Source organism: Profundibacter sp., from assembly GCF_056498605.1.
In genome coordinates, this window is record NZ_JBSMEZ010000002.1 from 36,107 (window position 1) to 44,069 (window position 7,963).

General features: G+C 58.6%; 8 protein-coding genes. 4 read left to right on the plus strand and 4 right to left on the minus strand.

The genetic code is table 11. The annotated features are described in order from the left end of the window. Window positions 1-19: 19 nt before the first annotated feature. Together cuyB and ACWB12_RS00275 are read left to right on the plus strand one after the other, a co-directional pair. Window positions 20-721, plus strand: a complete 702-nt coding sequence (gene cuyB, locus ACWB12_RS00270) for a cysteate racemase (RefSeq protein ID WP_479528048.1) — start codon at window positions 20-22, stop codon at window positions 719-721. Beyond that, window positions 718-2,007 carry an MmgE/PrpD family protein gene (locus tag ACWB12_RS00275; RefSeq protein WP_479528049.1) on the plus strand — a complete coding sequence of 430 codons (1,290 nt, stop codon included), beginning with the start codon at window positions 718-720 and terminating at the stop codon, window positions 2,005-2,007. Before cuyB ends, ACWB12_RS00275 begins: the two co-directional genes overlap by 4 nt. A gap of 15 nt (window positions 2,008-2,022) precedes the next feature. Here the strand turns inward: ACWB12_RS00275 and nagA are convergent, their stop codons facing one another. The 4 genes from nagA to ACWB12_RS00295 are packed head-to-tail and all read right to left on the minus strand — an operon-like array spanning window position 2,023 to window position 5,865. After that, window positions 2,023-3,195 carry an N-acetylglucosamine-6-phosphate deacetylase gene (gene nagA, locus ACWB12_RS00280; protein WP_479528050.1) on the minus strand — a complete coding sequence of 391 codons (1,173 nt, stop codon included), beginning with the start codon at window positions 3,193-3,195 and terminating at the stop codon, window positions 2,023-2,025. After that, window positions 3,192-4,220: an SIS domain-containing protein gene (locus tag ACWB12_RS00285; protein ID WP_479528051.1), complete on the minus strand. Its 1,029-nt coding sequence runs from the start codon at window positions 4,218-4,220 to the stop codon at window positions 3,192-3,194. Before ACWB12_RS00285 ends, nagA begins: the two co-directional genes overlap by 4 nt. After that, window positions 4,220-4,987 (minus strand): GntR family transcriptional regulator, encoded by a 768-nt coding sequence (locus tag ACWB12_RS00290; protein WP_479528052.1) that lies wholly within the window; start codon window positions 4,985-4,987, stop codon window positions 4,220-4,222. The genes ACWB12_RS00285 and ACWB12_RS00290 overlap by 1 nt, the downstream gene beginning before the upstream one ends. Then, window positions 4,984-5,865 carry a glucosamine kinase nucleotide-binding domain-containing protein gene (locus ACWB12_RS00295; protein WP_479528053.1) on the minus strand — a complete coding sequence of 294 codons (882 nt, stop codon included), beginning with the start codon at window positions 5,863-5,865 and terminating at the stop codon, window positions 4,984-4,986. The genes ACWB12_RS00290 and ACWB12_RS00295 overlap by 4 nt, the downstream gene beginning before the upstream one ends. A 157-nt stretch (window positions 5,866-6,022) precedes the next feature. On the opposite strand from ACWB12_RS00295, the gene ACWB12_RS00300 reads away from it, so the two are divergent. Both ACWB12_RS00300 and ACWB12_RS00305 read left to right on the plus strand, forming a co-directional pair. Then, window positions 6,023-6,919: an N-acetylmuramic acid 6-phosphate etherase gene (locus ACWB12_RS00300; protein ID WP_479528054.1), complete on the plus strand. Its 897-nt coding sequence runs from the start codon at window positions 6,023-6,025 to the stop codon at window positions 6,917-6,919. A gap of 37 nt (window positions 6,920-6,956) precedes the next feature. Then, window positions 6,957-7,963: ABC transporter substrate-binding protein (locus ACWB12_RS00305; protein ID WP_479528055.1), on the plus strand; the 1,007-nt coding region annotated here is incomplete at its 3' end.

Sequence of the window (7,963 nt, forward strand, 5' to 3'; positions counted from 1 at the left end):
AGTCACCAAAGGATATTACATGACAGAGCTTCGCACAGAATTTCGCACAGTCGGCATTTTGGGCGGCATGGGGCCAGAGGCAACGATGGGTTTGATGGACCGCGTGGTCAGTGCGGCGGGGGATGATCAGGTGCCGCTGGTGGTGGATATGAACACCAAGGTGCCATCGCGGATTTCGGCAGATTGCAATGTGGGCGATATGGATCCGGCACCGGTGTTGGTGGCGATGGCCAAACGGATGCAGGCCGCAGGTGCAGCAGCCTTGGTGATGCCGTGTAATCTGGCGCATCAATTCGCGGGTGACATCGCGGCGGCGGTTGATATTCCGCTGCTTGATATGGTTGTGCTGACATCAGATGCGGCAGTCGCGGCGGCGGGCGAGGGCGGCAAAGTCGGCATCCTTGGGTCTCCGGCCTTGCAAGACACAGGCATCTTTGATGCGGCAGTTGCGGCAGCAGGCGGGCAAGCAGTTTACCCCGATGATCAGGGTATGTTGCTGGATGCGATCCGCGAAATCAAAACCCGTGGTGTTAACCCCTACGTGCGCGATAAACTGGTGTTGGCATCGCATAATCTGCTGTGGCAGGGCGCACAGGTGCAACTGGTGGCTTGCACGGAATTTTCGCTGCTGGAACGCGCGATGGACCCCGGCGCGATTAAGATCGATGCGCTGGATGTGCTGGTGCAGGCGATCGTTGACTTCTCCAAAAGTGCGGCATGATGATTGAGGCGCTGGTTGGGTTTTCCCACGATCTGAACTGGAATGATGTGCCCCAAGATACCCGCGATGTGCTGCGCCTGTCTTTGCTGGACTGGGCGTCGGTTGCGCTTGCGGGGGTGGACGAGCCTGTCAGCATCGCGGTGCGCGACATGGTGCTGGCCGAGGGCGGCACAGGGCAGGCGCATATGTTTGGCACAGACGTGACGCTGCCCGCCCGCGCGGCGGCTTTGGCGAATGGAGCAACCTCCCACGCGCTGGATTATGACGACACCCACTTCCTGCATATTGGCCACCCCAGCGTTGTGGTGTTTTCGGCCACCTTGGCAGTGGCGCAACAGGTGGGGGCGACGGGGCAAGCGTTTCTTGAGGCGGCACTGGTGGCATTCGAGGCCTCTTGCCGGATTGGCGCATGGTTGGGACGTAGCCATTACGAGGCAGGGTTTCACATGACAGCCACGGCGGGGTGTTTCGGGGCCACATTGGGGGCTGCGCGGCTGTTGGGAGCCGACGCGGCGCAAATGCGCGCGGCGCTGGGATTGGCCAGCACGCGGGCGTCAGGGCTGAAGGCACAGTTTGGCGGCATGGGCAAACCCTATAACGCAGGGTTGGCGGGGGCGAACGGGGTCGAGGCGGCTCTGCTGGCGGGTGCTGGAATGACGTCGGACGCGGATGGTCTGGCCAGCTTTGCAGCGGGTCATGCTGGGGCGATGGACGGGGCAGCACTTGACGGGTTGGGGCAGGTGTTTGTCACCGAAACAGTCAGTCACAAATTCCATGCGTGCTGCCACGGCACCCACGCCACGCTTGAAGCATTGGCGCAAATAGAAGTCGAGGATAGAGAAATTGCAGCAGTAACCGTGACGGTGCATCCTAGGTGGCTCAAGGTGTGTAACAAGCCCGCGCCCACCACGGGGCTAGAGGCGAAATTCAGCTATCGAATGTGTGTGGCACTGGCGCTGGCAGGGCTTGATACAGGGGCCTTGGACAGCTTTAGTGATGCCAATTGTTCGGACGCCGAACTATGCCGCTTGCGTGATCTGGTGCGTGTTGTTGGGGACGCTGATCTGGCCGACGGGGCGGCGCATGTTTCGGTGGTGTGCCATGATGAAATGGAGCGCGTCGCTCGCTATGATCTGGATCAGCCGATGCCGATTGATCTGCGGATGAAACGGGTGCGGACTAAGGCCCAAAGCCTGATTGGAGACAGGGCACAAAGGGTTTGGCAACAGATTAAACTTCTAGAAAGTTCAAATGATCTGAATGAGTTACTCAAAACGCTCACCTAACGCGTTCTTCTTTTTCTAAATACCTGCGCCGCAGGCACCCGCCCTAAGGCGGCGCAATGCCTCGCCATTTTGCCAGACACTCTGTAATTTAAGCGCTGCATCCAGATGCACAAAGCTGGCAGCCCCCCCCGTGGTCAACCCGCCAAACGGGGCGGCACCGATCACTTGCGCTGGCACGGTGGTGGCCATTGCCAATGCCTCATCTACCGGCACCCCGACGGCATCCACCATAAACCGCAGCGCGGTCGGTATATCCAGATCCGCCCCCGCCAATGTGCCATCCGATAGCGTTAGTCGTCCATCGCGCCGATAAATCACGCGCCCGTTCAGGCTGAATTCGCTGATGTCAGATCCGGCCGTCGCCATGGCGTCGGTGACCAAAAACACCGCCCCCGTCCCCTGTTTGGCGCTTAATGCCACACGGATACTGGCCGCACTCACATGGATGCCATCCGCAATCAGCCCCGCATTCAGGGTCCTCGATTCCAGTGCGGTCCCTACCAGACCCGGTTCGCGGCCCGTGAGTTGGCTCATCGCGTTAAACAAATGGGTTGCGCAGCTCGCCCCGTGCTCCACTGCCGTTTTGCATTTCGCATAGGGCGCATCGGTGTGGCCCAATGAAATGATAATACCTGCGTCCGTCAGGGTTTTGATCTGTGCAGGCGTCACATTTTCAGGTGCCACGGTGACCATCAGGTGCGGCAGGCGCGTGGCGGCGTCCAGCAGCAGGGCCAGATCAGCGTCCAGCATCGGGCGGATCAGATTAGGGTCGTGCGCCCCTTTACGTGCAACGGATAAATGCGGCCCCTCAATATGCATCCCGATAATGCCGGAAATACCCAGATCAATCGCCTGCTCCACCGCATCAATTGCGGCTGCCACCCGCGCCGGCGTGTCGGTGATCAGGGTAGGCAGTAGGGCAGTGGTGCCAAGGCTGGCATGGGCCTGCGCGATGGTGGTTAATGTGGCCACGGATTGATCATCATTAAACATCACCCCGCCCCCACCGTTCACCTGCAAATCAACAAAGCCAGGAGCAATCAAACCGCCAGACAAGGCGTGAATATCTGCCCCCGCAGGCACATCACCAATGCCGGCAATCATGCCGTCCTGAACCAGCAGTGCCGCATCGGTATGGCGGGTTGTGCCGTCAAAAATGTCGGCACCTGTATAGGCCGTAATATTCATCTGGTTTGGGTCACTTTTTTCAAATGGCGTGGGGTGTCGGGGTTGATGCCGCGCGATGTGGCGAGGCGTTCGACCATCGCGTAGAACGATGTAATTAGCGAGATCGGGTCGGTCAGCGGGTGGTTGGTGCGCACATGGTCCAGCCGCTGCGCGCTGCGGCATTTGTCCGAGGTAACAAAAACCCGTGCCCCTTTGGCGGCAATCGAATCCGCAACCTCGACTAAGGCCGTTTGGGCTGCGTCATTCGCGGTTAATCCCAGCACGGGGAAACCGGACCCGACGATGGATACCGGCCCGTGCAGCACCTCGGCCGAAGAATAGGATTCTGCGTGGATCTGGCAGGTTTCCTTGAATTTCAGCGCCGCTTCATTCGACATCGCCCATGACGGGCCGCGCCCAAGGGTAAAGATCGATGATTGCCCGTTAAGGGCTTCGCGCAGGTTGGGCCAGTGGGTCTGGCTGGCGTCGGCCAGTTGTGCGGGCAGGGCGTGGATGGCGGCGGTCAGGTCAGCGTCGCCTTTCCAGCGGGCCAGTAGCAACAGTGCGGCCACGGCCGAATTGACAAAGGTTTTTGTGGCGGCAACGCTCAGTTCTGGTCCGGCGTGAATGTTGACGGTGTGTTGGCTGGCATCGGCAAGCGGTGAGGCCGGATCATTGGTCAGCGCCAATGTCAGCGCTCCCTGTTTGGTCGCCGAAGCGGCCATTGCCACGATGTCGGGGCTTTGGCCTGATTGCGAGATCGAGATGCAGCCGGCCCCGCGCAGTTTCAGCGGTGCATTGTAGATCGAGGCGATGGACGGCCCCAACGAGGCCACAGGCACCCCCAGCAGCAATTCGCTGGCGTATTTCAGATAGGTCGCCACATGGTCGCTCGATCCACGCGCAACGGTGGCCAAAAACTGCGGGTCGGCCTTGCGTAATTTGTCGGCGGCAGCAGTAATATCCGGCATGCCCTCGGACAACAGGCGTTCAACGGCGTCAGGAATTTCCAAAACTTCGCGGCGCATTTGGGTGGGGTCAGGCATCAGGTATCCTTGCCATTTGACAGGCGCAGTTCGGCGACGAAATCATAGGCGTCACTGCGGTAAATAGAGCGGGTGAATTCAACTACGCGACCGTCCTTTAGATACGAGGTGCGCTCGATTTTCAGGCCCGCTGTATGGGGCTCGACATCCAGCAAGTCTGCGTCGCGGTCATCCAGATTTAGCGCTGTAATCTTTTGAATGGCCCACACGGGTGGCATGCCCAGATCGTTCAGCGCCTTATAAAGGGAATGCTCAACCAGTGTCGGATTGGGTAGAATATCAACGGGCAACGAGGCGCGTTCAATCGCCATTGGTCGCCCGTTGGCCATGCGCAGGCGCGCAAGGCGTGACACTGACGCATCCGGTGCCAACCCGAGTGCGGCGACCTCCTCGGGCGAGGGCAGGAAAAGCCCGCGCTCCAGCCATAGCGCTTTGGTGTCCATGCCGCGATGCGCCATATCTTCTGTAAACGACGTCAGTTGCGTGAGCGACTGTTCCACGCGCGGCGGGCGGGGTGCAACGAAAGACCCGGATCCATGGCGCTGCACCACAGCACCATCATCGGCCAATGCTTGAATTGCCTTGCGCACCGTAACGCGTGACAGGTCGGTTAGGGATGCAATTTCACGTTCGGACGGCAGAGGGGTTTCCGGTAGCAGAAGGCCGGTGTCGATGGCGTTATCCAGACGGCGGCGCAATTGTAAATAGCGCGGACCAGAGGCCGGCATCAGCCAGTTTTCCGGCTTCAGAAACTCGGCCATATTCACGGCGCAATGTCCATTTGTGCAGCCAGCAACAAAGCACCATCCAATGCCGTGCCCTTGGGTTTGACAACTTTTGCCGCGTAAGATGGTGGCAGGAAGGCGGCGTAATACGGACCCAGGCCACCGGTTAGACACAGTGGGCTGTCAGCTTGATAACCAAGGGCGGTGAGTGCTTTGACAATGTAATCCGCACCGGACCGCATCAGGGTCGTGGCGGTCTGGTCGCCATCACCTGCGGCGGCAACCACAAGCGGGGCAAGGTCGCCAAATTCGGCGGGGCTGGCCGTGTTGCTGAAATCGAAAATCTTGCTGGCATCGCCGCCGTAATGCGCCATCGTTTCAAAGGTCAGGGCCGTGTGGTTTTCAACCCCCTCGACACACAAGACAACTTGGCGCAACAGTTTGTGACCCAGCCAGGCACCAGATGCCTGATCGCCCAACCGAAACCCCCAACCGCCAATGTATTGCGTGCCGCCCTGCGCGGTGTAGGCAATGAATGATCCGGTACCAATGGCGGCAACAGCCCCGTCCCCGCCTGCCAATGCGCCAGTGACGGTGGTGATCCGGTCCTCGACTACGCGGGCCTGTTTGATCGGTAGGCCCGTAGCGATGAATTGCGCGATTTCATCATCGCGGATACCTGCCAGCCCGATAAAGGTGTGGGCGGCGGAAAGGGTGGCTTTGTTAAGCCCTGCGTCAAGGCGGGCAGCCTCGATTGCCGCCAGTATGTTGTCCAGCGCCTCTTGCGGTTGATAAGTCGGGTTTGCGGGTCCGCCTTTGGCACCCCCAAGGCGTTCCCCCTGTCTGTTGGCGATGGCCACACGGCACCCTGTGCCGCCGCCATCAATGCCAATAAGGATGTTGTTTGCGTATTTGATCATGCAATACCTTTATAATACCTATTTTTAAATTAAAAGGCCGGAAAGTAAGCCATTTTGCGGTTATTGTCTGGAAATGGTGATATTTTTCGAGAAAACATTGGGGATAGACAAAAGGTATTATAAAGGTATTATTTATCGGGTATCCAGGGGGAATCATATGGCGCTGCCGCTAACCGAGGCTGTAATAACGGACGTTTCCAGCATTGACAGGATGCCGGATGCAGCTGTGTTAGCGCGGGTTTTGGCGGGGCAAGAGGCGGCATTGGCTGCGGTTGGTGGCGCGTTGGTTCCAATCGCACAAGCGGCTATTTTAATGGCGGACGCGATACGTGGCGAAGGGCGCCTAGTTTATGCCGCCGCGGGCTCGTCAGCGTTGATGGCGGTGGCGGATGGGTTGGAATTGGGTGGCACTTTCGGGATTGTGCCGGACCGGATCAGGCTGTTGATGGCGGGCGGATTGCCCACCGATGCTGCGATGCCGGGTCACACCGAAGATGATGTGAACGAGGCCAGAATTTCCGCGCAAGGTATCTGTCGGGGCGATGTTGTGATCGCCGTGACAGCAAGCGGAAGCACCCCCTATGCCGTTGAAATTTCGCGCCTTGCCAAAGCGGCAGGTGCACGCACCATTGGCATCGCAAACAACGCGAACGCACCGCTTTTTGAAACATCCGATGTGGCGATCTATCTGCCAACCCCGCCCGAAGTGATTGCGGGTTCTACCCGTCTGGGGGCGGCCACGGCGCAAAAGGCGACACTGAATATGATGTCGACCCTGATGGGGGTGCATCTGGGCCATGTGCATGACGGCATGATGGTGAACCTGATGGCCGATAACGCCAAATTGCGGGGGCGGGCAGGGGTGATGGTTTGCACCATTACGGGCGTCGACGAGGCCCGCGCACAAGACTGTTTGGTGCAAACGGATGGCGCGGTAAAGCCCGCCGTTTTGCTGGCCGCAGGTGTGACAAACCTTCCGGAGGCCGAGGCGATGCTGGGGCGTGCAGGTGGGATATTGCGTGCGGCGCTCACCGACCATGGATTTTACGAATAACCAATTACGAACAACAACTTAACCAAGGGAGAAAGACATGAAACTGAAACTAGGTATGGCGCTGATGGCGTCCACAATTCTGGGTACCGCCATTGCGGCAAGTGCGCAGGAAGTAACGTTGACAATCGAAAGCTGGCGCAATGATGACCTGACCATATGGCAGGATAAAATCATTCCGGCCTTCGAGGCATCCCACCCCGGCATCAAGGTGAAATTTACCCCGTCGGCGCCTGCGGAATATAACGCGGCGCTGAATGCGAAGCTTGAGGCCGGATCGGCTGGCGATATGATCACTTGCCGCCCGTTCGATGTGTCACTTGCGATGTATGACGCCGGACATCTGGCCAACATCACCGATCTGGAAGGCATGGCCAACTTTAGCCCCGTTGCCAAATCGGGTTGGAGCACGGATGACGCCTCTGCGCAATTCTGCGTGCCAATGGCCTCGGTGATCCACGGGTTTATCTACAACAAAGACGCTTTCAAGGAGCTGGGTATCGATGTGCCTGCTACCGAAGACGAGTTTTTTGCAGCCCTTGAGACAATCAAGACAGATGGCAATTACATCCCGATGTCGATGGGCACCAACGACCAGTGGGAAGCCGCGACAATGGGTTATAACAACATCGGCCCGAACTACTGGAAAGGCGAAGAGGGCCGTTTGGCGCTGATCGCTGGCGAACAGAAACTGACCGACGAGGGTTGGGTTGCCCCCTACCGCCAACTGGCGAAATGGGGGCCGTATCTGGGTGACGGGTTTGAGGCGCAAACCTACCCTGACAGCCAGAACCTGTTCACGTTGGGCCGTGCCGCGATCTATCCTGCCGGCTCATGGGAAATCAGCGGCTTTAACGCACAGGTCGATTTTGAAATGGGCGCGTTTTATCCACCGGTTCAGGCGGCTGGCGATGAGTGCTACATCTCGGATCACACCGACATTGCCATGGGCATGAACGCGAAAACAGCCCATCCAGAAGAAACCAAAGTGTTCCTGAACTGGATGGGGTCTGCTGAATTTGCCTCGCTCTATGCCAACGCTTTGCC

Coding starts and splice junctions, on each gene's coding strand:
- cuyB (WP_479528048.1), top strand. CDS start 20: ATGACAGAGCTTCGCACAGAATTTCGCACAGTCGGCATTTTGGGCGGC.
- ACWB12_RS00275 (WP_479528049.1), top strand. CDS start 718: ATGATGATTGAGGCGCTGGTTGGGTTTTCCCACGATCTGAACTGGAAT.
- nagA (WP_479528050.1), bottom strand. CDS start 3,195: ATGAATATTACGGCCTATACAGGTGCCGACATTTTTGACGGCACAACC.
- ACWB12_RS00285 (WP_479528051.1), bottom strand. CDS start 4,220: ATGCCTGACCCCACCCAAATGCGCCGCGAAGTTTTGGAAATTCCTGAC.
- ACWB12_RS00295 (WP_479528053.1), bottom strand. CDS start 5,865: ATGATCAAATACGCAAACAACATCCTTATTGGCATTGATGGCGGCGGC.
- ACWB12_RS00300 (WP_479528054.1), top strand. CDS start 6,023: ATGGCGCTGCCGCTAACCGAGGCTGTAATAACGGACGTTTCCAGCATT.